The following is a 25,570-nucleotide window of genomic DNA, read 5'->3' on the forward strand; positions in this document are numbered from 1 at the left end:
CCTCCCCCGTCCTCCTCCCCCAATAAATCACGTCATGGTGAGCTATCCTTAACCACCCTGTGGCAAGGTGACGTCAATTTCATCAAAGGGGATTCGTGATGTTAAACGCCTGGCACCTTCCGGTTGCCCCATTTGTTAAGCAAAACAAAGACAACCTTGTGATTACGCTCTGGCTGGCGGGGGAAAATCAGCCTGAACGCGTGACGCTCCGCGCCGAAATAGATAACGAAGAGACCGGCCTGAAAATGCACAAGCTGCGCAGCCAGCCACAGCCGGGGATCACGGCGTGGCGGGCGAATATCGACCTGCGCAGCGGACAGCCGCGCCGCCGTTACAGCTTCAAACTGCTGTGGAATAACCGCCAGCTGTGGTTTACCCCGCAGGGGTTTAGCCGTTTCCCGCCCGCACGGCTGGAGCAGTTCGCGGTCGATTACCCGGATAGCGGCCCGCAGTGGGTTAACGATCAGGTCTTTTACCAGATTTTCCCGGACCGTTTCGCACGCAGTGAAAAGCGCACCGCTGACCAGGATAAGATCTATCACCACCATGCGGCGGGCCACGACATTATCCTGAAAGCGTGGGATGAGCCGTTAACCGCGCAGGCTGGCGGCTCGACGTTTTACGGCGGCGATCTCGACGGTATTAGCGAAAAGCTGCCGTACCTGAAAAAGCTTGGCGTGACGGCGCTCTATCTCAACCCCGTTTTTAAAGCCCCGAGCGTGCACAAATACGATACCGAAGATTATCGCCACGTTGACGCGCAGTTTGGCGGTGACGAGGCGCTGCTGCGCCTGCGCAAGAACACCCAAAACGAAGGCATGCGCCTGATTCTGGACGGCGTGTTCAACCATAGCGGCGATTCGCACGCCTGGTTTGACCGCCATAATCAGTCGATGGGCGGGGCATGTCATAACCCGGACTCGCCGCAGCGCGACTGGTACAGCTTTAACGAGGAGGGCCGCGCGCTGGACTGGCTGGGCTATGCCAGCCTGCCGAAGCTGGATTTCCAGTCGCCAACGCTCGTGAATGAAATCTACGGCGGCGAGGACAGCATCGTGCGCCACTGGCTGAAGGCGCCGTGGAATATGGACGGCTGGCGGCTGGACGTGGTGCATATGCTGGGTGAAGCGGGCGGGGCGCGGAATAACCTTCAGCACGTCGCCGGGATTACGCGCTCGGCAAAAGCGGCCCAGCCGGAGGCGTTCGTCTTTGGCGAGCACTTTGGCGACGCGCGCCAGTGGCTGCAGAACGATGCGGAAGATGCGGCGATGAACTATCGCGGCTTTACCTTCCCGCTGTGGGGATTCCTCGCTAACACCGATATTTCTTACGATCCGAATCATATCGACGCTGAAACCTGCATGGCGTGGATGGAGAACTATCGCGCCGGTCTGTCTCATCAGCAGCAGCTGCGGATGTTCAACCAGCTCGATAGCCACGATACCGCCCGCTTTAAATCCCTGCTCGGCAAGGATGTGGCGCGTTTGCCGCTTGCGGTGACCTGGCTCTTCACCTGGCCGGGCGTGCCGTGCATCTATTATGGAGACGAAGTGGGGCTGGACGGCAACAACGATCCGTTCTGCCGCAAAACCTTCCCGTGGGAGCCAGCGAAACAGGACAAGGTGCTGTTAAGCCTGTATCAGCGGCTGGCGAAGCTGCGTAAGCAGAGTCTCGCCCTGCGCTACGGCGGCTGTCAGGTGGTGTACGCCCACGATAACGTGGTGGTGTTTGCTCGCGTCTATAACCAGCAGCGTGTGCTGATCGCCATCAACCGGGGCGAGGCCTGCGAAGTGGTGCTGGATGATTCACCGCTGCTGAAGGTGGCTATGTGGAAGAATAAAGAGGGCAAGGCGACGATACAGGACGGCGTGCTGGCGCTGCCTGCGGTATCCGCTACCATCTGGTTCGGCAGCTAAGACCTGTTAATGTTTCCACCTTTTAAGATGGCGCAAATGCAACTATTTGTGTCAATCTTAACGGATCGTTTACGGTGAAGGTGGAAACATGGACGAGCTTTACATCCTTGGCTGTTTGTTCCTGGTTTTTGCGCTGGGCGTTGCGCCGGTGCTTGCGGTTATCGGCTTTAACCGAAGCACGGCGGCGAAACAGGAGATCGCCCGGCTGCGCCAGCGCATTGAGGCGCTCGAGCAGCGCGGCGTCGCGGAGAACGCGCCGGAACCTGAACGGGCCGCCGCGCCGGCGGCAGTGGCCGAGCCGGTGGCTGAGGACGTACCCGCGCCTGTCGACCCCTGGCGTTCGGATATTCCCGCTGCTGCGGCAGCACCCGCTCCCGCTCCTGCGCCTGCGGCAAAACAGCCTTCTGCCTTTGGCGGCATACTGACGTCGCTGGTGCGCTGGTTTATGCAGGGTAACCCGCTGGCGAAGCTTGGGATCCTGCTGCTCTTCCTCGGTCTTTCATTCCTGCTGCGTTATACCGTGGAACATTCCCTGTTCCCGCTTGAGCTGCGCCTCGTGGCAACCGCGCTGTTTGCCATCGTTCTGCTGGTGGTCGGGTGGCGGCTGCGGCACAGGCAGCGCGTCTATGCGCTGATCCTCCAGGGAGGGGCGACCGGCGTGCTCTACCTGACGGTGTTTGGCGCCTTCCGGCTCTGGCAAATGCTGCCGATGACGCTGGCCTTTGCGCTGCTGGTGGTGATATGCGCGGCGAGCGTCGGGCTGGCGGTGCTGCAGAAGGCGCTGAGCCTGGCCATGCTGGCGAGCCTCGGCGGGTATCTTGCGCCGCTGCTCTTATCTACCGGGGGCGGTAGCTTTGTGGCGCTGTTCTCCTTCTATCTCCTGCTTTCCATCGGCATTCTCGCTATCAGCATCTGGCAGCACTGGCGCGAGCTGAATCTCCTTGGGCTGCTGTTTACGTTCGGCGTGGGCGGCCTGTGGGGGCTGAATGACTACCAGCCTGAAGATTATTGGGTCTGCCAGCTGTTCCTGATTGCCAATACGTTGATATTCGGCGTCCTGAGCGTGGCGCTGTCGCTGCGGGCGCAGGAGAAAGGGAAGCAGATTATCGACGGCGTGCTGCTGTTTGCCCCGCCTCTGGTTGGTTTTGGAATGCAGTATGGCATGACTCAGCACTGGACCTACGGTCCGGCGCTCAGCGCGCTGGGATACGGCGCATTTTATCTTACCCTCGCGTTCCTTGCGCTGCGGCGCTATCCCTCCATCGGACGACCGCTGGTCATGGTGGCGCTGGCCATTGGCGGCGGGTTCGCGACCCTCGCCATTCCGCTGGCGCTGTCGGCACGCTGGACGGCGATGGCCTGGGCGCTGGAAGGGCTGGGTATCCTCTGGCTGGGCGTGCAGCAGAACCAGCGTCGCATGAGCTATAGCGGGACGGCGTTGCTGGTGCTGGCGCTCGGCAGCGCGCTGTGGGCGCAAGCGAACGGCGTGACGTCGCTGAGCCTGCTGCTGATCTTCTCTATCCTCAGTCTTTGCTGGCTGGCTGCGGCCTGGCTGTGGCGGACTCTCTTTATGCCGGTCAGCCGGGCGCTGCTGGCAGGCGGGCTGCTGTTCTGGCTGGTGGCGCTATTGGGCGCATCGGGGCTGGTGATGACGCAGGAATTACCGATTCTGGCGGGCGTGCTGGCGCTGACGGCGGCGTCGGTCTGGGGATGGCGGCAGGTGGCTGCGCGTCTGGCGTGGCGGGAGCTGGATGCCAGCAAATGGCTGCTGTGGCCGGTTATGCTGCTAATGGTGGGGTATCAGCTCTGGCACCAGCAGATCGTTGCCGCCGGCTGGTCGGATCTCGCCTGGTGCGTTGCGCTTCCTGCCGCGCTGATGCTGCTGCGGCGCGACGGTGAAAGACTCCTGCCGCGCATTGCGATGGGGCTGCATTTGTCGCTTTTCTGGATGATTTTGCTGGCGCTGGCCGCGGAGCTTTACTGGTTTGCCCGGTCGTTGCCGTGGGGCATGGCGGCCTGGGGCAGCGGCTTAGCGATGGCAGCAGGCGGCGGGGTAATTATGGCGCTCTCTGCAGCCGTACGGCGTCGCGGGTGGCCGTTCCGGGAGTGGCCTGCGCTCTACGCCTGCCTGGCGCCGATCCCCGTGGTCGTGGCGCTGCTGGTATTGCTGGTGGTGACCAATTTCCAGGACGGCGTGGTCTATCGTCAGACCTGGCTGCCTCTGATAAACCCGCTTGAAGAAGGTGCGGCGTTCGCGCTGCTGGGGCTGGTCGTCTTTTATCGGGCTGTGGATCGCTATTACCCGGCGTGGCTCTTGCAGGCCCGCCCGTGGCCTGCCGTCGCGATTATGGCGCTTGGCTTCTGGTGGCTTAACGGTGCGCTGATGCGCGCCCTGGCCTGGTACGGCGACGTGGCCTGGAATATGGCATCGCTGTGGGATTCGCGGCTTGTCCAGACCAGTTTTGCCCTGTTCTGGATGCTGAGCGCGCTGGTGGTCATGATCCATGCCACCCGTCGGGCTTCCCGGCAGGAGTGGCTTTGCGGTGCCGCGCTGCTGGGCGTGGTGATGGTTAAACTGATGTTGGTGGACAGCGCGGGCGGAGGCGGTTTGTCCCGCGCGGTGGCGTTTATCGGCGTGGCGATACTGGTTCTGATCGTGGGGTATTTCTCCCCGCTGCCGCCTAAAACAGGAGATGAAAAATGAAATGGATGAAAGCGGTAGCCTGTACCGCGCTGCTGGCGCTTTCCGGCCCGGCGTTGTGTGACGAGGCACAAACGGAATCGCCGAGGGATTATGCCTTTGGTCGTTCACTCGATACGTCTGTTCCTTCCCAGTGGTATCGGGTGATGCTGCCGCTCGCCGTCTACGAGCAAAGCACGTCGCCAGATCTGCGTGATGTTCGCGTCTTTAACCAGTCGGGCGAGCCGGTTCCCTTTAGCCTGGTCAGCGCGACGCATCCACAGGCGCCAGTGCAATCCACGGCGCTGCGCCTCTTTCCGCTGGACGCCTCGCCGCTTGCGGCTGCCTCAGACGCCGGTGATAGCGATAAGATCCTGCTCCGTTCCCGAAACGGCGTTGAAATAGTGCTGGAGGGGCAAAAAGCCGCCGCAGCCGGGCAACATTATCTGCTGACCCTGCCTGAACAGGCGACGGAAGAGATGGCCATATCCCAGCTGCAGCTGCTCTGGAATACCCCCCAGACGCCATGGCAGGGAACGGCGTCGGTCTATTACAGCGAGGATCTTAAGCGCTGGTATACCCTGCGCGAGGATATGCCCTTGCTGGACGTCGTCAGCGGCCAGGATCGTCTTAAGCTCGATCGGATCGATACCGATACGGTTCTATCTCCCGATGCAAATCGCTATCTTATGGTGGTGCTGAATACAAAAAGCCAGGGGATAACCTTGACCGGCGTAAACGCAATTAGCGCACCCGCGCAGGCGGCCCCGGAAGAGGTTAACCTGGAAGGCGAAGGGGAATCGTTATCGGCAAGCGAAGCGCAGTGGCACTGGACGCGCCCGCAGCCGCTGAGCGCTGTCAGCATCTTACTGAATGGCGATGGCGTTCTTCCCGTGGAGATAGCATGGCGAAGTACGGAAAAGGACGCATGGCATCCCCTGAAAAAAGAGGTTCTTTACCGTCTTGAGGGAAAAACGTCGCCACCGGTTTCGCTTAACGGGGGCCTGGTGCAGGCCGTGAAAATCACGACGCTGAATGCGCGTCTGCCAGAATACCTGCCGAGCGTCACGGGACATCGCGACCGCTACGATCTGGTGTTCAACGCGCAGGGGAAAGCGCCGTACGTGCTCGCCTGGGGCAACGGGGCGGCAAAGCCTGCCAGCGTGGAGCCCGGTATGCTGATCCCTGCCGACCTGCGCAAGACCTATGATATGGAAAACCTGCCGCAGGCTGACATTCAGGATAATGTCGCGTTAGGCGGCGAGGAGCGTCTGACCGCTACCTCCGCGGCCGAGCGGGAGAGCAGAATGAACACGCTGCTGGTGTGGGGCGTACTGATTGCGGGCGTGGTTCTGCTGGCGGGCATGGCCTGGCGCATCTGGCGGGAGACGCAGCGTAAGGCATAAAAAAAGGCCCGCATGAGCGGGCCTTTTTCGTAAACCGTGCCGATTACAGGCTGGATACGTTCTCGGACAGGTATTTAGCCACGCCGTCTGGAGACGCGTTCATGCCTTCTTTACCTTTTTCCCACTGAGCCGGGCACACTTCACCGTGCTCTTCGTGGAACTGCAGCGCGTCAACCATGCGCAGCATTTCGTCGATGTTACGACCCAGCGGCAGGTCGTTCACAACCTGGTGACGAACGATGCCGTTTGCGTCGATCAGGAAGGAGCCGCGCAGCGCAACGCCAGCGTCCGGATGTTCGATACCGTAAGCCTGCTGGATTTCGCGTTTGATGTCCGCAACCATTGCGTATTTCACCGCACCGATGCCGCCATTTTCGACAGGGGTGTTACGCCATGCGTTGTGTACAAACTCAGAGTCGAAGGAGACGCCAACAACTTCCACGCCACGCTTCTGGAATTCTTCATAACGTTTGTCGAAGGCGATCAGCTCAGACGGGCAAACGAAAGTGAAGTCCATTGGCCAGAAGAACAGAACGGTCGCTTTACCGTTGGTGTGCTGTTTGAAGTTGAAGTTTTCAACGATTTCACCGTTGCCCAGAACTGCTGCAGCTGTAAAATCCGGAGCCGGACGAGTTACCAGAACCATATGATTCTCCTGTAGATACTAAGGTTATTTGGAACGCAACGCGAGCCAGTATAGAGAGTGTTCCTGGATAAGACAAAGAGGTGGTGACAATCGTTCCGCCAGCTTTTACCTATCAATGCGAATTCTGTTACAGCTGTTTGTTTTTCGCCTGCGCCATCATGCGTGGATAGAATTGCCAGAATCGGGCCTCCAGCGCATCATAATGTTCATCCAGGTCATACCAGGAGTCGCGCAGCGCATCCAGGCGCGGGCGACGGCTCGCCATCCCGTTCAGCACGTTCTGGATGAAATCCATCTCGCGATAGCGCTCCAGCCAGCGTTCCGACCACAGGTAGTTATTCAGATTCACAAAGCGCGGTGGCGAGTCGGGCAGAATGATCGACACCTGCTGGTGGGCATAGCGCACAAAATCCGGCAATGGCATCTCCGGCGACAGCTGTTCCCAGTGGCGCGACAGAAAGTGGTCCCACATCACGTCGAGCGTGATCGGCGCAACGCGGCGCGTTTCAGGGCGAAACCACGCTTTGGCTTCCGTCACTTCTGGCAGCTTATCCGTCAGCACGTCGATGCGGCGGTGCATGAAAATGCCGTCGACAACCTCAGGGGAATAGTCCTCAGCGGGGTTGCCGCGTACGAAATCGGCCAGCAAATTGCCGGACAGGGAGCTGTTAGCGAGGTGAGCGAGATGCAGGTGAGCGAGAAAATTCATGCGTTTTATTTGTCCAGGGGCGGCTAGTTGTTGCAGCAAAAGGGTGTGAGCACTAGACTATGCCGCCTGTTTTTAAGTCACGAGTATACGTCATGCGCGTCGCCGATTTCTCCTTTGAACTACCTGAATCCCTGATTGCTCACTATCCCATGCCTGAGCGCAGCAGCTGTCGCTTACTGTCACTGGATGGGCCAACGGGCGAGCTGACGCACGGTACTTTCACCGATTTGCTCGACAAGCTCAACCCTGGCGATCTGCTGGTCTTTAACAATACCCGCGTGATCCCGGCGCGCCTGTTTGGCCGTAAAGCCAGCGGCGGCAAGATTGAAGTGCTGGTCGAACGTATGCTCGATGATAAACGTATTCTGGCACATATTCGCGCGTCTAAGGCGCCGAAGCCGGGCGCTGAACTGCTGCTGGGCGATGACGAGAGCATCAAAGCGACCATGACCGCGCGCCACGATGCGCTGTTTGAGGTGGCGTTCGACGACGAGCGCACGGTGCTCGATATCCTGAACGCCATCGGCCACATGCCGCTGCCGCCGTATATTGAGCGTCCGGACGAAGAGGCCGACCGCGAGCTGTACCAGACCGTTTACAGCCAGAAGCCGGGCGCCGTCGCTGCGCCGACCGCGGGCCTGCATTTTGATGAACCGCTGCTGGAAAAACTGCGCGCGAAGGGCGTGGAGATGGCGTTCGTGACGCTGCACGTCGGCGCGGGAACCTTCCAGCCGGTGCGCGTGGACAGCATTGAAGATCACATCATGCACTCTGAGTATGCCGAAGTGCCTCAGGATGTAGTGGACGCGGTGCTGGCGGCGAAAGCGCGCGGAAGCCGCGTCGTTGCGGTTGGTACGACGTCCGTGCGCTCACTCGAGAGCGCCGCGCAGGCCGCGAAGCGCAATCTTATCGAGCCGTTCTTTGGCGATACGCAGATCTTTATCTACCCGGGCTACCAGTACAAAGTGATTGATGCCCTGGTGACCAACTTCCATCTGCCTGAATCGACGCTGATTATGCTGGTTTCCGCGTTTGCCGGTTATCAGCATACGATGAACGCCTACAAGTCTGCGGTAGAACAAAAATATCGCTTTTTTAGCTACGGGGACGCGATGTTTATCACGTACAATCCGCAGGCTTTGAATGAGCGTGTCGGGGAATAAGTCCGCGGCACCGTTTTACAACGTTGGACTGTTTTTCTGACGTCGGAGAAAAAATGAAATTTGAACTCGATACCACCGATGGCCGCGCGCGTCGCGGTCGCCTGGTGTTTGATCGCGGCGTGGTGGAAACCCCCGCGTTTATGCCTGTGGGCACGTACGGCACCGTAAAAGGGATGACGCCGGAAGAAGTAGAAGCCACCGGCGCACAGATTATCCTCGGCAACACTTTCCACCTGTGGCTGCGTCCGGGTCAGGAGATCATGAAGCTTCACGGCGACCTGCATGATTTCATGCAGTGGAAAGGCCCTATCCTGACCGACTCCGGCGGCTTCCAGGTCTTCAGCCTGGGCGATATCCGCAAGATCACCGAGGAGGGCGTTCACTTCCGTAACCCGATCAACGGCGATCCGATTTTCCTCGATCCCGAAAAATCGATGGAAATTCAGTACGATCTCGGCTCTGACATCGTGATGATCTTCGACGAATGTACGCCGTACCCGGCGGACTGGGACTACGCAAAACGCTCCATGGAGATGTCCCTGCGCTGGGCGAAGCGTAGCCGCGACCGTTTTGACTCCCTGCAGAACAAAAATGCGCTGTTCGGCATTATCCAGGGCAGCGTTTACGAAGATTTACGCGATATCTCTGTTAAAGGTCTGGTAGAGATAGGTTTTGATGGCTACGCTGTCGGCGGTTTGGCTGTGGGTGAGCCGAAGGAAGACATGCACCGCATTCTGGAGCATGTCTGCCCGCAAATCCCGGCGGATAAACCACGATACCTGATGGGCGTGGGTAAACCAGAAGATCTGGTTGAAGGCGTACGCCGCGGCATTGATATGTTCGACTGCGTCATGCCAACCCGCAACGCGCGTAACGGACATTTGTTCGTTACCGATGGCGTGGTGAAAATCCGTAACGCGAAGCATAAGAGTGACACCAGCCCGCTCGATTCCGAGTGCGATTGCTATACCTGTCGCAATTATTCTCGCGCGTATCTGCATCATCTCGATCGTTGCAACGAGATTTTGGGCGCGCGTCTCAATACCATTCATAATCTTCGTTATTATCAGCGCTTAATGGCTGGTTTACGTAAGGCTATCGAAGAGGGTAAATTAGAGAGCTTCGTGACCGATTTCTACCAACGTCAGGGGCGGGATGTTCCACCGTTGAACGTTGATTAATTTTAATAATGAGGGAATTTGAATGAGCTTTTTTATTTCTGATGCGGTAGCGGCAACAGGTGCTCCAGCGCAGGGCAGCCCGATGTCTCTGATTCTGATGCTGGTTGTGTTCGGTCTGATCTTCTACTTCATGATCCTGCGTCCACAGCAGAAGCGCACCAAAGAGCACAAAAACCTGATGAACTCCATTGCGAAAGGCGATGAAGTACTGACTAACGGTGGTCTGGTCGGTCGCGTAACCAAAGTGGCTGAAAACGGCTACATTGCTATCGCCCTGAACGACACCACTGAAGTGGTCATCAAACGTGACTTCGTAGCTGCCGTTCTGCCGAAAGGCACCATGAAGGCGCTGTAATCCCAACTTTTCCCAAAGGGAACTGCCGTGTTAAACCGTTATCCTTTGTGGAAGTACATCATGCTGGTCGTCGTGATTCTCGTCGGCCTGCTGTACGCGCTTCCCAACCTGTATGGTGAGGATCCGGCCGTTCAAATCACTGGCGCGCGCGGTGTCGCCGCCAGTGAGCAAACGCTGATCCAGGTCCAGAAAACGTTACAAGAAGAAAAAATTACCGCTAAGTCTGTGGCTCTGGAAGAGGGTGCAATTCTTGCTCGCTTCGACACCACCGACACGCAGCTCCGCGCTCGCGAAGCGCTGATGGGCGTGCTGGGTGACAAATACGTCGTAGCGCTGAACCTTGCCCCTGCAACCCCGCGTTGGCTGGCTGCGATGAATGCAGAGCCAATGAAACTCGGTCTTGACCTGCGTGGCGGCGTTCACTTCCTGATGGAAGTGGATATGGATACCGCGCTCGGCAAGCTGCAGGAACAGAATATCGACAGCCTGCGCAGCGATCTGCGTGATAAAGGCATCGCTTACACCACCGTGCGTAAAGAAGATAACTACGGCATGAGCATCACGTTCCGCGACAGTGCGGCGCGCGATCAGGCTGTAGATTACCTGACCCAACGTCACCGTGACCTGGTGATCACCTCTCAGGGCAGCAACCAGCTGCGCGCGGTGATGACCGATGCGCGTCTGAAAGAAGCGCGTGAATATGCCGTTCAGCAGAACATCAACATTCTGCGTAACCGCGTAAACCAACTGGGCGTGGCTGAGCCGCTGGTACAGCGTCAGGGTGCTGACCGTATCGTGGTTGAACTGCCGGGTATCCAGGACACTGCGCGTGCGAAAGAGATTCTGGGTGCGACCGCAACCCTGGAATTCCGTCTGGTGAACTCCAACGTCGATCAGTCCGCTGCTGCCGCAGGGCGTATTCCGGGTGACTCCGAAGTGAAACAGACCCGCGAAGGTCAGCCAGTTGTGCTGTACAAACGCGTGATTCTGACCGGTGACCACATCACCGACTCCACGTCGAGCCAGGACGAATACAACCAGCCGCAGGTTAACATCTCGCTGGATAGCGCGGGTGGTAACATCATGTCTAACTTCACCAAGGACAACATCGGTAAGCCGATGGCGACCCTGTTCGTGGAGTACAAAGACAGCGGTAAGAAAGATGCAAACGGTCGTGCGGTGCTGGTGAAAGAGGAAGAGGTGATTAACATCGCCAACATCCAGTCTCGTCTGGGTAACAGCTTCCGTATTACCGGTATCAACAACCCGAACGAAGCGCGTCAGCTCTCGCTGCTGCTGCGTGCCGGTGCGCTGATTGCCCCAATTCAGATTGTTGAAGAGCGTACCATTGGTCCAACGCTGGGGATGCAAAACATTCAGCAGGGCCTTGAAGCGTGTCTGGCCGGTCTGGTGGTCTCTATCCTCTTCATGATCTTCTTCTATAAGAAGTTTGGTCTGATTGCGACCTCCGCGCTGATCGCGAACCTGGTGCTGATCATCGGCATCATGTCCCTGCTGCCGGGGGCGACGCTGACCATGCCGGGGATTGCGGGTATCGTTCTTACCCTTGCGGTGGCGGTCGACGCCAACGTACTGATTAACGAACGTATCAAAGAAGAGTTGAGCAACGGTCGCTCTGTTCAGCAGGCGATTGACGAAGGCTATAAAGGCGCGTTCAGCTCCATCTTCGATGCGAACGTAACAACACTGATTAAGGTTCTTATCCTGTATGCAGTGGGTACTGGCGCGATCAAAGGCTTTGCGATTACCACCGGTATCGGTGTCGCAACGTCAATGTTTACCGCTATTGTCGGCACCCGTGCCATCGTGAACCTGCTGTACGGCGGCAAGCGCGTCAAAAAGCTGTCTATCTGAGGAGTGCGTTGTGGCACAGGAATATACTGTTGAACAATTGAACCATGGCCGTAAAGTCTGGGACTTTATGCGCTGGGACTACTGGGCCTTCGGCATTTCAGGTTTACTGCTGATTCTGTCCATCGGCATTATGAGCGTGAAAGGCTTTAACTGGGGTCTGGATTTCACCGGCGGTACGGTCATTGAGATCTCCCTGGAAAAACCGGTCGATATGGACCAGATGCGCCTGTCTCTGCAGAAAGCGGGCTTTGAAGAGCCGCTGCTGCAGAACTTCGGCAGCAGCCGCGACATCATGGTGCGTATGCCGCCGGTGCACGATGCCAACGGCAGCCAGGAGCTGGGCAGCAAGGTTGTTAGCGTGATTAACGAAACAACCAGCCAGAACGCGGCGGTCAAGCGTATTGAGTTCGTCGGCCCAAGCGTGGGGGCTGACCTGGCGCAAACCGGCGCGATGGCGCTGCTGGTGGCGCTGATCTCCATCCTGGTGTACGTCGGCTTCCGCTTTGAGTGGCGACTGGCGGCCGGTGTGGTTATCGCGCTGGCGCACGACGTGGTGATCACCATGGGCATACTGTCGCTGTTCCATATTGAGATTGACCTGACGATTGTGGCATCCCTGATGTCCGTTATCGGTTACTCACTGAACGACAGTATCGTGGTATCTGACCGTATCCGTGAAAACTTCCGTAAGATCCGTCGCGGTACGCCGTACGAAATCTTTAACGTGTCGTTGACCCAGACGCTGCACCGTACTTTGATCACCTCCGGTACCACTCTGATGGTGATCCTGATGCTGTTCCTGTTCGGTGGTCCGGTACTGGAAGGCTTCTCGCTGACCATGCTGATCGGTGTCACCATCGGTACGGCATCGTCTATCTACGTTGCGTCCGCACTGGCTCTGAAACTCGGCATGAAGCGCGAGCACCTGCTCCAGCAGAAAGTCGAGAAAGAAGGGGCGGATCAGCCGTCCATTCTGCCGTAAGGCGACGTTTAGCGCGTTATCGAAATCCCGGTCTGTTGACCGGGATTTTTTTTATCTGCTCCTGACAAACACTCCTGACAGTATGCTGTCAGGAGCCCTGTCGTAGACTTCTTCTGAACCCAAACAACAGGCAGGAGAATATATGAAAAGCGTAATTAACTGGTTTGAAATTCCGGTTGCGGATATGGATCGCGCCATCAAATTTTATGAGCCGGTGATGCAGCTCGCGCTGCGTCGCGAGAAAATGGACTGCGCGGAGCTGGCCGTTTTCCCGCATGAGGATCCGGGTACCGGCGGGGCGCTGGCAAAATTTGACGGCGTTACACCGTCTTTGCAGGGCGCTATTATTTACCTGCATACTAACAATCTGGCGTCCACTCTCGATCGCATCGCCTCTGCGGGCGGCGAGTGCGTGTTTGGCCCGCTGGAACTGCCGCATGGTATTGGCACTATCGCATTGTTTACCGACAGCGAGGGTAACCGCGTCGGCCTCCATCAACCTGCCTGAGAGCGGAATAAGATATGACCCGACGCGCTGACCGTTTGTTTCAGATTGTGCAGATCCTGCGGGGCAGGCGTCTGACAACGGCAGCGCATCTGGCGGACCGGCTTGGCGTGTCCGAGCGCACGGTCTACCGCGATATCCGCGACCTGTCGCTTTCCGGCGTGCCGGTGGAAGGTGAGGCGGGGAGCGGATATCGGCTGATGTCGGGTTTTGACCTGCCGCCGCTGATGCTGACAAATAAGGAGTCAGAGGCGCTGATCGTTGCGATTCGCCTGCTCAAAACCTGGGGAGGGGAATCGCTGTCGCGCGAGCTGGAGTCGGCTCAGGAGAAGTTGTTGGCTATTCTGCCCGAGGAGAGTCGTCGAAAGGCGGAGCAGACGCGGATCTACGCCCCGGATTTTTGCATGCAAAGCCACTCCCGCAGCGATTTTGACAGGATCCATCAGGCGATTTCCGCCCAGCGCGTGCTGGCGCTGCATTACCGTGATGAGGCTGGGCAGCTTTCAAAGCGCGAGGTTCAGCCGCTGGGCCTGTTCTTCTGGGGGGAACGTTGGTTACTGGCGGCGTGGTGCGAACGGCGCGATGACTATCGCTGTTTCCGGCTCGACCGATGCCTCAATATTGTGCAGACGGAGAGGCGGTTTAGCGAAAGTGCAGACAGGTCATTAGCAGATTTTTTACGCAAGGTGAGGCAGTAAAAAGCCGGGTGGCGGCTACGCCTAACCCGGCCTACATTCGGATCGTAGGCCCGGTAAGCGCAGCGCCACCGGGCGGAATCCGCACTGATTAGAAGTTGTAACCCACAACCAGGTAACCACCCCAGCCGGTAGAACGGACGCTGAAATCGCCGTTGCCGAAGTTCAGGCTCGCGTCGTCGTTCCACTGACCGCCGTTGTGCCAGTAACGCGCAACAACAGAGTAGTGCCAGTGATCGTAGTTCAGCGCCAGGATATGGCTGGAGGCGATGGAGTCGTTGGTGCGCGCTTTCTTACCGTTCAGGTCGCGGAAGTCGTTGTCGCCCAGGTCTGAACCCCAGTCAAAGTTGGTGAAGCCGATATAGCTCAGGTTACCGCCCCACAGCTGGGTAATTGGCACAAAGTATTTCACTTTGAAACGGTAGCCATCCCACTCGTTTTCGTTCGCGGCACCGTAGTTCTGCCACTGGTATTTCGCGTACACGTTCAGAGACAGGCTCATTGGCAGGCCGGTATCAATATCCGTACCCAGACCCATGTACCAGGTGCTCTGACGACCGGACTTGTTGCGGCCCATGTCGTAGATATAGTTGTTCGCGAAGTACCACTCTTTGAACGGACCAAATGCCAGGCTGGTACCGGTCAGTTTATCAATAGAGAAGCGTGGTTCAATTTCCATGAACAGTGGGGAACCGTGGTTCCAGATACCTTTCGCGTCGGTGTTACCACCAAAGAATACCGGTGCATCCATATAGCCGTAGAAATCAAACCAGTCTTTCTTGGCGAATGCTTCGTACTCCAGGTAGGTATCGTTGCGGATCTGAGGTCCGAAACGGGTGTGGTAGCTGCCTACCACGTTAACGCTCTGGTGCCACCAGTCGGAGAGGTATTGTGGTTTATCGTTTTCCGCTGCGTTAACAGTGAAAGAAGAGGAGAGTGCCAGTACAGCGCCAGCTGCGAGTAATGTTTTTTTCATAATCATGCCACTGATTGAAATTCCCTTCCGGGAGTGAAAAATGCGCGATTTGCGTATCAAAATATTTCGTGTTTCTGCGGAGCCTATTATAGGAATCCTTGCTCACAAAAATATGTGTTGTTTCACATATCTCTCACATGCGTAATCGATTGCGTTCACGTTTGCGTACTTTAAACGGCCGGGATTGTAGCGGCAATCATTTATGTTGCCAATCCATACGAAATGTAAATGTTAGCGGAGTGACATTGCACTCCGCTGGAGAGGGGGTTATTGCGCGGCGGGTTGAATGTCGTGAATGCGGATAAAGCCCAGCTGTTCTGGGGGGAGTCCGCTCAGCTGTAGCGGAATATCAACATCGCCTGGAGCCAGCACGCTGGCCGGTGCGGTGAACAGCTGACTGTTAACATTCACCTCCTGATAGCTTTCCGTGGTGCCCTGGATCTGTCCCCACTCTACGGTGCCGCTGAACGCGGGAAGCGGATCGTTGGATTCGCCCTGGATGCGTAATGTTGCGCGAGTACCATCTGCATTCGCCGCCACATTCACCAGAGACATTTTTAGCGTGCCAATCTGACTATTGAGACGCGCAGGCGTATTCGCGCCCGGCAGGAGATAAACCCCGCTGCTGGATTTGGCATTCAGGGCGTTTTGCTGGGTGATCTTCACCGTTTCTTTGTTCAGTTTGTCCATCGCCGTATTGAGCGTATTCACGCTCTGTTTCATCTGACGGACTTCGGTTTGCTGTGCACAGGCGCTAAGGGTGAAGAGGCTCCCCACCAGCAAAATTTTCAGGTAACGTCTTGTCATTGCGTTTATTTCCTTGAAATAACGGATCGTCCTAATGGTAGCCAGCGTCGTCGGGTCAGACATAGATCCTTTGTCTCAAAAAGCTCTTCCTTTGTTGTCAGGCCAGATCAGGGTAAAATGAAAATCAGTTAACCGGATAACAGGGATACCGTATGCATTGCCCATTCTGCTCCGCTGTGGATACCAAAGTCATTGACTCTCGTCTTGTGGGCGAAGGGTCTTCCGTACGCCGTCGTCGGCAGTGTCTGGTGTGCAACGAGCGTTTCACGACCTTTGAGGTTGCAGAGCTGGTAATGCCGCGCGTGGTAAAAAGTAACGACGTGCGCGAGCCGTTTAACGAAGAGAAACTGCGCAGCGGGATGCTGAAGGCCCTCGAGAAACGTCCCGTCAGCGCGGACGACGTTGAGATGGCGTTAAACCACATAAAATCTTACCTTCGTGGTTTGGGCGAGCGTGAAGTGCCGAGCAAAATGATCGGCAACCTGGTGATGGAGCAGCTGAAAAAGCTCGATAAGGTCGCCTATATCCGCTTCGCTTCGGTCTACCGCAGCTTCGAAGACATCAAAGAGTTTGGCGAAGAGATCGCCCGCTTACAGGATTAAGCTCATGCAGGATGAGATTTACATGGCGAGAGCCATGAAGCTGGCGCAGCGCGGTCGTTTTACCACCCATCCCAACCCGAATGTCGGGTGCGTGATCGTTAAAGATGGCGAGATTGTGGGGGAAGGTTTTCACTATCGCGCCGGCGAGCCGCATGCCGAGGTTCATGCGCTGCGCATGGCCGGCGAGAAGGCGCGCGGTGCCACCGCCTACGTCACGCTGGAGCCCTGCAGCCATCACGGGCGTACGCCGCCGTGCTGCGAAGCGCTGATTGCGGCCGGTGTTTCACGCGTGGTCGCCTCAATGCAGGACCCGAATCCGCAGGTGGCCGGACGCGGTCTGTATCGCCTGCAGCAGGAAGGCATTGACGTCAGCCATGGGCTGATGATGCAGGACGCTGAAGCAATCAATAAAGGCTTCCTGAAGCGTATGCGCACGGGGTTTCCGTATATTCAGCTTAAGCTGGGCGCCTCGCTGGATGGACGTACGGCGATGGCAAACGGCGAAAGCCAGTGGATCACCTCGCCGCAGGCAAGGCGCGATGTGCAACGTCTGCGTGCCCAAAGCCATGCTATCCTCACCAGCAGTGAAACCGTTCTGGCTGACGATCCGGCCATGACCGTGCGCTGGGAAGAACTGAATGCCGATACCCAGGCGCTCTATCCGCAGGAGAACCTGCGTCAGCCGCTGCGTATTGTCATTGATAGCCAGAACCGGGTGACGCCGGAGCACCGCATCGTCCAGCAGCCGGGTGAAACCTGGATTGCCCGCACCAGAGAAGATGCTCGCGAATGGCCGGAAGGCGTGCGCAGCATTATGGTGCCGGAGCATAACGGTCATCTGGATCTGGTCGTGCTGATGATGCTGCTCGGCAGGCAGCAGGTGAACAGCATCTGGGTTGAAGCGGGGCCAACGCTCGCCGGTGCGCTTTTACAGGCCGGGCTGGTGGATGAACTGATTGTTTACGTTGCGCCTAAACTGTTAGGTCACGACGCGCGCGGCCTGTTTGTGCTGCCCGGCCTTGAAAAACTGGCCGACGCACCGCAACTCAAATTTAGCGAGATGCGTCCGGTAGGTCCGGATGTCTGCCTCCACTTAACGACAGCGTAATTGCTCCTGAAATAGGGAAGCAGTGCGCAAAGTATTATGATAAAATCCGCCCCCCTGCGGGGCCAAATGAACCCGTAAAGGAAGAGTATGAACATTATTGAAGCTGCTGTAGCTACCCCAGACGCTCGCGTCGCCATCACCATTGCGCGTTTCAACAACTTCATCAACGACAGCCTGCTGGAAGGTGCTATTGACGCCCTGAAACGTATCGGCCAGGTTAAAGATGACAACATTACCGTTGTTTGGGTTCCGGGCGCTTACGAACTGCCACTGGCGGCGGGCGCGCTGGCGAAAACCGGTAAATACGACGCGGTGATTGCGCTGGGTACCGTTATTCGTGGCGGCACTGCGCACTTCGAATACGTTGCGGGCGGTGCAAGCAATGGTCTGGCTCACGTTGCACAGGATGCTGAAATTCCTGTCGCATTCGGCGTGCTGACTACCGAAAGTATTGAACAAGCCATCGAACGTGCTGGCACCAAAGCCGGTAACAAAGGTGCAGAAGCTGCACTGACCGCGCTTGAAATGATCAATGTATTGAAAGCCATCAAGGCCTGATTTTTTTGTAAGGGGAATTCCGTGAAACCTGCTGCTCGTCGCCGCGCCCGTGAATGTGCCGTCCAGGCACTTTACTCCTGGCAGTTGTCCCAGAACGACATCGCTGATGTTGAATACCAGTTCCTGTCAGAACAGGACGTGAAAGACGTTGACGTTCTGTACTTCCGTGAACTGCTGTCGGGAGTGGCGACTAATAGCGCGTATCTCGATGGTCTGATGAAACCTTACCTGTCCCGTCTGCTCGAAGAGCTGGGCCAGGTGGAAAAAGCAGTGTTGCGTATCGCGCTGTTTGAGCTGTCTAAACGTGATGATGTGCCGTATAAAGTGGCCATCAACGAAGCGATCGAACTGGCGAAAACCTTCGGCGCTGAAGACAGCCACAAGTTTGTAAACGGCGTACTCGATAAAGCAGCACCTGCGATCCGTCCCCACAAAAAGTGATCCGCAAACCGGAGTCCTGCATTGCCTGACGGGCAGTGCGGCTCCGGTTTTTTCTTTTATTTGCTGAGGCATAACGTATGGCATGCGGCGAATTCTCCCTGATTGCCCGTTATTTCGACCGTGTCAGAACCTCTCGTCTTGATGTTGAAACCGGCATTGGCGATGACTGTGCACTTCTCAATATTCCCGAAAAACAGACGCTGGCAATCAGCACCGACACCCTCGTGTGCGGACGTCATTTCTTGCCCGATATCGATCCTGCCGATCTGGCGTATAAAGCGCTGGCGGTTAACGTTAGCGATCTGGCGGCGATGGGCGCCGATCCCGCGTGGCTGACGCTGGCCCTGACCCTGCCTGAGGTGGATGAAGCCTGGCTTGAAGCCTTTAGCGACGCGCTGTTTGAACAGCTGAATTATTACGATATGCAGTTGATTGGCGGTGATACCACAGCCGGGCCGCTGTCGATGACGCTGGCGATCCACGGCTACGTGCCGCTCGGCCGCGCGCTGAAGCGCTCGGGCGCAAAACCCGGCGACTGGATCTACGTGACCGGTACGCCGGGCGACAGCGCGGCAGGGCTTGCGATCCTTCAGAACCGTTTATCGGTTAAAGACGCTGACGATGCGGCGTATCTGGTGAAACGCCATCTGCGGCCAACGCCGCGTATTTTGCACGGCCAGGCGCTGCGCGAGCGGGCAAGCTCGGCTATCGATCTTTCTGACGGATTGATCTCGGACCTCGGGCATATTCTGAATGCCAGCGGCGTAGGTGCGCGCGTTGATCTGGATCTCTTCCCGCTGTCTGAGCAACTGCTTCGCCATGTGGAACCTGAGCAGGCGCTGCGCTGGGCGCTGTCCGGTGGTGAAGATTACGAGCTATGCTTCACGGTGCCTGAGCTCAACCGCGGAACGCTGGACGTGGCGTTAGCGCATCTCGGCGCGAAATTTACCTGTATCGGTCAGATCATGCCCGAGAGCGAAGGGCTGAAGTTTGTGAAAGGCGGTGCGCCCGTTACGCTGGACTGGAAAGGGTACGATCACTTCGCGTGAGATTGTGCGCTCTGTATTGCCGGGTGGCGCTGCGCTTACCCGGCCTACAAACAGGGTGCGATCGTAGGCCGGGTAAGGCGAAGCCGTCACCCGGCAAGTGTTTACTTAAACCCCACCACCGGATGCTGCTGATACGGCGTCTCCAGCTCAGCAATCTGCTCCGGCGTCAGCGTGATATCCACCGCATTCAGCAGCTCATCCAGCTGTTCTTCCCGCGACGTTCCAATAATCGGTGCTGCGACCCCGCGCTTGCCCAGAAGCCAGGCCAGCGCCACCTGGGCGCGGGTTGCGCCGGTATCGTCGGCAATTCCGGCTAAGCGTTCGGCAATCAGCGCATCGCTGGCTTCTGTAGCGGCATAGAGATTTTTTCCCACTTCATCCGATACCAGACGGGCCGTGGTTTCCCCCCACGGACGGGTCAGGCGGCCGCGCGCCAGCGGGCTCCACGGGATCACCGCCACGCCCTCCTGATGGCACAGCGGCAGCATCTCGCGTTCTTCTTCACGATAGATCAGATTGTAGTGATCCTGCATGGTGACAAAGCGCGCCCAGCCGTGCTGCGCCTGGAGATCCAGCGCCTGAGCAAACTGCGACGCGTGCATAGACGACGCGCCGATGTAGCGTGCTTTCCCGGCTTTGACCACGTCGTTCAGCGCCTCCAGCGTTTCTTCAATCGGGGTGTTGTAATCCCAGCGGTGAATTTGCAGCAGGTCGACGTAATCCATGTTCAGGCGTCTGAGGCTGTCATCAATAGAGCGCAGGATCTGCGCGCGAGAAAGGCCTTCAGTCAGATCGCCTGACGGATAGTAGACTTTGGTGGCAACGACGATGTCTTCCCGGCGGGCAAAATCGCGCAGGGCGCGGCCGACAATCTCCTCGCTGCTGCCGTCGGAGTAGCTGTTGGCGGTATCAAAGAAGTTAATGCCGCCTTCAATGGCGCGTTTGATAATCGGACGGCTGCTCTCTTCCGGCAGCGTCCAGGCGTGGTTTCCCCGATCGGGCTCGCCAAAGGTCATGCATCCCAGACAAAGTCGGGAAACCTTAAGGTCGGTTTTTCCTAATGTTGTGTATTGCACGGTTCCGCTCCTGCTGTTTAAACACCAGGTTTAAGCATAGCAGGAGCGGAAAAGAGGGAAGGGGTCAGTCCAGCCAGGCGCGGATTTTGGCTTCGATACCGGCGGCGTCCAGGCCAATCGCCGCACGGGCTTCATCCTGGGTACCCTGAGGAATGAAATGATCCGGCAGGCCGAGGTTCAGCACCGGCACGGCTTTACGGTTTGCCACCAGCACCTCGTTCACGCCGCTGCCCGCACCGCCCATAATCGCGTTCTCTTCCAGCGTGACCAGCACGTCATGGGTCTCAGCCATACTCAGGATCAGAGAGTCGTCGAGCGGCTTCACAAAGCGCATGTCCACCAGGGTGGCATTCAGCGTTTCAGCCACTTTCGCGGCCTCCGGCATCAGCGTGCCGAAGTTAAGAATCGCCACTTTTTCACCGCGACGTTTGACCAGACCTTTACCGATCGCCAGCTTCTCCAGCGGCTGCAGCTCAACGCCCACCGCATTGCCGCGCGGGTAGCGAACCGCGCTAGGGCCATCCTGATAGTGGTAGCCGGTAAACAACATCTGACGACATTCGTTCTCGTCGCTGGGCGTCATGATGACCATGTCCGGGATACAGCGCAGGAACGACAGGTCAAACGCGCCCTGGTGCGTCTGGCCGTCGGCACCGACGATGCCCGCACGATCGATAGCAAACAGCACCGGCAGCTTCTGGATCGCCACGTCGTGGATCACCTGATCGTAGGCGCGCTGCAGGAAGGTGGAATAGATAGCGACAACCGGTTTGTAGCCGCCGATCGCCAGGCCCGCTGCAAACGTCACCGCGTGCTGCTCGGCAATGGCCACGTCGAAATACTGGTCAGGGTATTTTCTGGAGAACTCCACCATGCCTGAGCCTTCACGCATGGCAGGCGTCACCGCCATCAGCTTATTGTCTTTTGCGGCGGTTTCGCACAGCCAGTCGCCGAAGATTTTTGAATAGCTCGGCATGCCGCCGCTGCTTTTTGGCAGACAGCCGCTGGACGGGTCAAATTTCGGTACCGCGTGGAAGGTAATCGGATCTTTTTCCGCCGGTTCGTAGCCACGCCCTTTTTTGGTCATGATATGCAGGAACTGCGGGCCTTTCAGGTCACGCATGTTCTTGAGCGTGGTCACCAGACCCAGCACGTCATGGCCGTCAACCGGGCCGATATAGTTAAAGCCCAGCTCTTCAAACAGGGTTCCCGGCACGACCATGCCTTTGATGTGCTCTTCGGTACGCTTGAGCAGCTCTTTGATCGGCGGTACGCCGGAGAAGACTTTCTTGCCGCCTTCACGCAGCGAAGAGTAAAGCTTGCCGGAGAGCAGCTGTGCCAGATGGTTGTTCAGCGCGCCGACGTTCTCGGAGATCGACATTTCGTTATCGTTAAGGATAACCAGCATGTCCGGCTTGATGTCGCCCGCATGGTTCATGGCTTCAAAGGCCATCCCTGCGGTGATGGCGCCGTCGCCAATCACGCAGACGGTGCGGCGCTGCTTGTTCTCTTTTTCGGCGGCAACGGCAATACCGATGCCCGCAGAAATCGAGGTGGAGGAGTGGCCGACGCTCAGCACGTCATACTCGCTCTCACCGCGCCACGGGAACGGGTGCAGGCCGCCTTTCTGACGAATGGTGCCAATTTTATCGCGACGTCCGGTCAGAATTTTGTGCGGATAAGCCTGATGGCCCACGTCCCAGATGAGCTGATCGAACGGCGTGTTATAGACATAGTGAAGCGCCACGGTCAGCTCTACCGTGCCAAGCCCGGAGGCGAAATGGCCGCTGGAGCGGCTTACGCTGTCGAGCAGGTAGCGACGCAGCTCGTCGCACAGCTTCGGCAGGCTCTCTTTCGGCAACAGACGTAACTCCTGGGTGGAGTCAACTAACGCCAGTGTCGGGTATTTGGCAATATCAAAACTCATCAAAGGCTCATCGAGATATATAGTTTATTTATTACGCTGGATTATATAGTCCGCTAGCGCTTCCAGTGCCGAGGTATCCAGCGATTGCGCGGCCAGTTTATTTAGCGACTGGCGGGCATCGTCAATCAGATCCCGGGCTTTACGTTGGGCTTGCTCAAGGCCCAGCAGGGCGGGGTAGGTACTTTTGCCAAGCTGCTGGTCCGCACCCTGACGTTTACCCAATGTTGCAGTATCGCCCACCACATCCAGAATGTCATCCTGAACCTGGAATGCCAGACCGATACTTTCTGCGTATCTGTCCAGAATCGGCAGGGCTTTGCGCCCTTGTTCACCCGCGCTCAGCGCGCCCAGGCGAACGGCGGAACGAATCAATGCCCCGGTTTTATGGCGATGAATACGCTCGAGCTGTTCCAGATTAACCTGACGTCCTTCCGCTTCAAGATCCAGTGCCTGTCCGCCGCACATGCCGGCCACGCCGCTGGCCATTGCCAGTTCGGAGATCATCGCCAGGCGGTCGCGGTCGGCCACTTCCGCCATCGGCGCGTCGCTCAGAATCGAGAACGCCAGCGTTTGCAGGGCATCACCCGCCAGAATGGCATTCGCCTCGCCAAACTTGATATGGCAGGTGGGTTGACCCCGACGCAAATCGTCGTCGTCCATGGCCGGGAGATCGTCGTGGATCAGCGAGTAGGCGTGGATGCACTCAACGGCGGCTGCCGGGGCGTCCAGCGTGTTATCGCTGATACCAAACATATTGCCTGTGGCGTACACCAGGAACGGGCGCAGGCGCTTTCCACCCAAGAGTGCGCCATAGTGCATGGCTTCAACCAGTGGAGTGTTCTGAAAAGGCTGTGGCGCAATAAAACGGCGCAGGGCGTCGTTGGCGCGTACGACACGCGCCTGAAGCTCATTGGCAAAATCCATTTACTCGGCGTCCGGTGTGAAAGGCGTGGTTTTCGCGTCTTCGCTGTCGGAAAGCAGGATCTGCACGCGCTGTTCGGCCTGCTGCAGTTTGACCTGCCCCTGGCGCGCCAGCTGCACGCCACGCTCGAATTCGTTGAGCGCCTCTTCCAGCGGGAGATCGCCGCTCTCGAGGCGGGTAACAATTTGCTCCAGTTCACTCAGCGCAGTTTCGAAACTGGCCGGTGCGTCGTTCTTCTTCGGCATAGTGAATTGACTCTTATATTCTCAGCCCCGACATGGTAACGGACTCAGGGCAATTATCAAATAACGCGCAATGTGCACAGGAGCGGCGCGATGGTGGTATACTTGCGCGCCTGGATGCAGCCACGGGTGTGGGCTGCTGTACTCTTTTCCATTACAAGCCTTAACACGCTTGCCTAAGAAACATTGCCGCCATGAAGTTTATCATTAAATTGTTCCCTGAAATCACCATCAAAAGCCAATCTGTGCGTTTGCGCTTTATTAAAATTCTCACCGGGAACATTCGTAACGTATTAAAGCACTACGACGAAACCCTCGCCGTGGTGCGTCACTGGGACCACGTTGAAGTGCGCGCCAAAGACGAAAACAAACGTCAGGATATTCGCGACGCGCTGACCCGTATCCCGGGGATCCACCATATCCTTGAAGTGGAAGATGTTCCGTTCAGCGATATGCACGACATCTTCGAGAAAGCATTGGTCCAGTACCGCGATCAGATCGAAGGCAAAACCTTCTGCGTGCGCGTGAAGCGTCGCGGCAAGCACGAGTTCAGCTCCATTGAAGTGGAACGTTACGTGGGCGGCGGTCTGAACCAGCACGTCGAGTCTGCGCGCGTGCGCCTGACCAACCCGGACGTGACCGTCAATCTGGAGATCGAAAACGATCGCCTGCTGCTGGTGAAAGGGCGCTATGAAGGTATCGGCGGCTTCCCGATCGGAACCCAGGAAGACGTATTGTCCCTGATCTCCGGCGGCTTCGACTCCGGCGTTTCCAGCTATATGCTGATGCGTCGCGGCTGCCGTGTGCACTACTGCTTCTTCAACCTGGGCGGTGCGGCGCATGAAATCGGCGTTCGTCAGGTCGCGCATTACCTGTGGAACCGCTTCGGCAGCTCCCACCGCGTGCGTTTCGTGGCAATTAATTTCGAACCCGTGGTCGGCGAAATCCTCGAAAAAGTGGACGACGGCCAAATGGGCGTGGTGCTGAAGCGCATGATGGTGCGTGCGGCGTCCAAAGTGGCTGAACGCTATGGCGTGCAGGCGCTGGTCACCGGCGAAGCGCTGGGCCAGGTTTCCAGCCAGACGCTGACCAACCTGCGTCTGATCGACAACGTGTCTGATACGCTGATCCTGCGTCCGCTGATCTCCCATGATAAAGAGCACATCATCGACCTGGCGCGCGAAATCGGCACCGAAGATTTTGCCCGCACCATGCCGGAATACTGCGGCGTGATCTCAAAAAGCCCGACCGTCAAAGCGGTGAAGGCGAAGATCGAAGCGGAAGAAGAGAACTTCGATTTTGCCATTCTGGACAAAGTGGTGGAGGAAGCTTCCAACATTGATATCCGTGAGATTGCCCAGCAGACCGAACAGGAAGTGGTTGAAGTTGAAACCGTCAGCGGTTTTGGTAACAGCGATGTGATTGTGGATATTCGTTCTATTGATGAACAGGACGCCAGCCCGCTGAACGTCGAAGGCGTTGAGGTGGTTTCTCTGCCGTTCTATAAGCTGAGCACGAAATTTGGCGATCTCGACAAGAGCAAAACGTATCTGCTGTGGTGCGAGCGCGGGGTGATGAGCCGCCTGCAGGCGCTGTATCTGCGCGAGCAGGGCTTTGCGAATGTGAAGGTGTATCGCCCGTAGTGTGCGGCCTGATGCCCTCACCCCGACCCTCTCCCACGGGGAGAGGGCGCAAACATTAAAAACGGCAACCTTTGGTTGCCGTTTTGCTTTTACCTCGCGCCACCCG

At 57.4% G+C, this 25,570-nt stretch carries 24 protein-coding genes; 16 read left to right on the plus strand and 8 right to left on the minus strand.

The window, feature by feature from the left end; translation table 11 throughout:
* Window positions 1-98: 98 nt before the first annotated feature.
* The 3 genes from malZ (at window position 99) to L370_RS10395 (ending at window position 6,002) form a co-directional block, all read left to right on the plus strand.
* Window positions 99-1,916 carry a maltodextrin glucosidase gene (gene malZ / locus L370_RS10405; protein ID WP_023334682.1) on the plus strand — a complete coding sequence of 606 codons (1,818 nt, stop codon included), beginning with the start codon at window positions 99-101 and terminating at the stop codon, window positions 1,914-1,916.
* A gap of 88 nt (window positions 1,917-2,004) precedes the next feature.
* Window positions 2,005-4,620 carry a DUF2339 domain-containing protein gene (locus tag L370_RS10400; RefSeq protein WP_023334683.1) on the plus strand — a complete coding sequence of 872 codons (2,616 nt, stop codon included), beginning with the start codon at window positions 2,005-2,007 and terminating at the stop codon, window positions 4,618-4,620.
* Complete coding sequence (locus tag L370_RS10395; protein WP_023334684.1) at window positions 4,617-6,002, plus strand: DUF3999 domain-containing protein; 1,386 nt, start codon at window positions 4,617-4,619, stop codon at window positions 6,000-6,002. The genes L370_RS10400 and L370_RS10395 overlap by 4 nt, the downstream gene beginning before the upstream one ends.
* Window positions 6,003-6,045: 43 nt before the next feature.
* Here L370_RS10395 and L370_RS10390 read toward each other — a convergent pair whose 3' ends face one another.
* Complete coding sequence (locus tag L370_RS10390) at window positions 6,046-6,648, minus strand: peroxiredoxin C (RefSeq protein WP_010428037.1); 603 nt, start codon at window positions 6,646-6,648, stop codon at window positions 6,046-6,048.
* Between the two features lie 127 nt (window positions 6,649-6,775).
* Entirely contained in the window at window positions 6,776-7,357 is a 582-nt protein-coding gene (acpH, locus tag L370_RS10385; protein WP_023334685.1) for an ACP phosphodiesterase, read from the minus strand.
* A 92-nt stretch (window positions 7,358-7,449) separates the two neighbouring features.
* Here acpH and queA point away from each other — a divergent pair, with 92 nt between their 5' ends.
* The 7 genes from queA (at window position 7,450) to L370_RS10350 (ending at window position 14,116) form a co-directional block, all read left to right on the plus strand.
* Window positions 7,450-8,520, plus strand: coding sequence for a tRNA preQ1(34) S-adenosylmethionine ribosyltransferase-isomerase QueA (gene queA, locus L370_RS10380; RefSeq protein WP_023334686.1), 1,071 nt, complete (start codon window positions 7,450-7,452; stop codon window positions 8,518-8,520).
* A gap of 53 nt (window positions 8,521-8,573) precedes the next feature.
* Window positions 8,574-9,701: a tRNA guanosine(34) transglycosylase Tgt gene (gene tgt, locus L370_RS10375; RefSeq protein ID WP_023334687.1), complete on the plus strand. Its 1,128-nt coding sequence runs from the start codon at window positions 8,574-8,576 to the stop codon at window positions 9,699-9,701.
* A 22-nt stretch (window positions 9,702-9,723) separates the two neighbouring features.
* A complete protein-coding gene (gene yajC, locus L370_RS10370; RefSeq protein WP_003859109.1) occupies window positions 9,724-10,056 on the plus strand; it encodes a preprotein translocase subunit YajC in 333 nt (110 codons plus the stop codon).
* Between the two features lie 27 nt (window positions 10,057-10,083).
* Window positions 10,084-11,931, plus strand: a complete 1,848-nt coding sequence (gene secD, locus L370_RS10365; RefSeq protein ID WP_071787442.1) for a protein translocase subunit SecD — start codon at window positions 10,084-10,086, stop codon at window positions 11,929-11,931.
* 10 nt (window positions 11,932-11,941) lie between these two features.
* Window positions 11,942-12,913 (plus strand): protein translocase subunit SecF, encoded by a 972-nt coding sequence (gene secF, locus L370_RS10360; RefSeq protein ID WP_023334689.1) that lies wholly within the window; start codon window positions 11,942-11,944, stop codon window positions 12,911-12,913.
* Between the two features lie 142 nt (window positions 12,914-13,055).
* Entirely contained in the window at window positions 13,056-13,421 is a 366-nt protein-coding gene (locus L370_RS10355) for a VOC family protein (RefSeq protein ID WP_023334690.1), read from the plus strand.
* Between the two features lie 14 nt (window positions 13,422-13,435).
* Window positions 13,436-14,116: a helix-turn-helix transcriptional regulator gene (locus tag L370_RS10350; RefSeq protein WP_023334691.1), complete on the plus strand. Its 681-nt coding sequence runs from the start codon at window positions 13,436-13,438 to the stop codon at window positions 14,114-14,116.
* 88 nt (window positions 14,117-14,204) lie between these two features.
* On the opposite strand, the gene L370_RS10345 is transcribed toward L370_RS10350, so the two are convergent.
* Entirely contained in the window at window positions 14,205-15,089 is an 885-nt protein-coding gene (locus L370_RS10345) for a nucleoside-specific channel-forming protein Tsx (protein WP_025756198.1), read from the minus strand.
* Between the two features lie 267 nt (window positions 15,090-15,356).
* The gene (locus tag L370_RS10340) at window positions 15,357-15,896 is read right to left on the minus strand and encodes a SadB/YajI family lipoprotein (RefSeq protein ID WP_023334692.1); all 540 of its coding nucleotides are present in this window, start codon (window positions 15,894-15,896) and stop codon (window positions 15,357-15,359) included.
* Window positions 15,897-16,048: 152 nt separating this feature from the next.
* Here L370_RS10340 and nrdR point away from each other — a divergent pair, with 152 nt between their 5' ends.
* The 5 genes from nrdR to thiL all read left to right on the plus strand — a co-directional run bounded on the left by nrdR (window position 16,049) and on the right by thiL (window position 19,654).
* On the plus strand, window positions 16,049-16,498 hold the full coding sequence (gene nrdR / locus L370_RS10335; RefSeq protein ID WP_008503337.1) for a transcriptional regulator NrdR: 450 nt from the start codon (window positions 16,049-16,051) through the stop codon (window positions 16,496-16,498).
* A 4-nt stretch (window positions 16,499-16,502) separates the two neighbouring features.
* A complete protein-coding gene (gene ribD, locus L370_RS10330) occupies window positions 16,503-17,606 on the plus strand; it encodes a bifunctional diaminohydroxyphosphoribosylaminopyrimidine deaminase/5-amino-6-(5-phosphoribosylamino)uracil reductase RibD (protein WP_023334693.1) in 1,104 nt (367 codons plus the stop codon).
* A gap of 87 nt (window positions 17,607-17,693) precedes the next feature.
* Window positions 17,694-18,164, plus strand: coding sequence for a 6,7-dimethyl-8-ribityllumazine synthase (ribE, locus tag L370_RS10325; RefSeq protein ID WP_006176874.1), 471 nt, complete (start codon window positions 17,694-17,696; stop codon window positions 18,162-18,164).
* A 21-nt stretch (window positions 18,165-18,185) separates the two neighbouring features.
* Window positions 18,186-18,605, plus strand: a complete 420-nt coding sequence (gene nusB / locus L370_RS10320; RefSeq protein WP_006809908.1) for a transcription antitermination factor NusB — start codon at window positions 18,186-18,188, stop codon at window positions 18,603-18,605.
* A gap of 77 nt (window positions 18,606-18,682) precedes the next feature.
* The gene (gene thiL, locus L370_RS10315; RefSeq protein WP_023334694.1) at window positions 18,683-19,654 is read left to right on the plus strand and encodes a thiamine-phosphate kinase; all 972 of its coding nucleotides are present in this window, start codon (window positions 18,683-18,685) and stop codon (window positions 19,652-19,654) included.
* A gap of 101 nt (window positions 19,655-19,755) precedes the next feature.
* Here the strand turns inward: thiL and L370_RS10310 are convergent, their stop codons facing one another.
* The 4 genes from L370_RS10310 to xseB all read right to left on the minus strand — a co-directional run bounded on the left by L370_RS10310 (window position 19,756) and on the right by xseB (window position 23,824).
* The gene (locus L370_RS10310) at window positions 19,756-20,730 is read right to left on the minus strand and encodes an aldo/keto reductase (RefSeq protein WP_023334695.1); all 975 of its coding nucleotides are present in this window, start codon (window positions 20,728-20,730) and stop codon (window positions 19,756-19,758) included.
* Window positions 20,731-20,794: 64 nt separating this feature from the next.
* Complete coding sequence (gene dxs / locus L370_RS10305) at window positions 20,795-22,657, minus strand: 1-deoxy-D-xylulose-5-phosphate synthase (RefSeq protein WP_023334696.1); 1,863 nt, start codon at window positions 22,655-22,657, stop codon at window positions 20,795-20,797.
* A 24-nt stretch (window positions 22,658-22,681) separates the two neighbouring features.
* The gene (gene ispA / locus L370_RS10300; RefSeq protein ID WP_023334697.1) at window positions 22,682-23,581 is read right to left on the minus strand and encodes a (2E,6E)-farnesyl diphosphate synthase; all 900 of its coding nucleotides are present in this window, start codon (window positions 23,579-23,581) and stop codon (window positions 22,682-22,684) included.
* A complete protein-coding gene (gene xseB / locus L370_RS10295) occupies window positions 23,582-23,824 on the minus strand; it encodes an exodeoxyribonuclease VII small subunit (RefSeq protein ID WP_008503331.1) in 243 nt (80 codons plus the stop codon).
* 191 nt (window positions 23,825-24,015) lie between these two features.
* Between xseB and thiI the strand changes: the two genes are divergently transcribed.
* Complete coding sequence (gene thiI / locus L370_RS10290; RefSeq protein WP_023334698.1) at window positions 24,016-25,464, plus strand: tRNA uracil 4-sulfurtransferase ThiI; 1,449 nt, start codon at window positions 24,016-24,018, stop codon at window positions 25,462-25,464.
* Window positions 25,465-25,570: the final 106 nt, after the last annotated feature.

Origin of the sequence: Enterobacter sp. MGH 24 (assembly GCF_000493015.1) — a bacterium.
In the GTDB taxonomy this organism is placed as follows: domain Bacteria; phylum Pseudomonadota; class Gammaproteobacteria; order Enterobacterales; family Enterobacteriaceae; genus Enterobacter.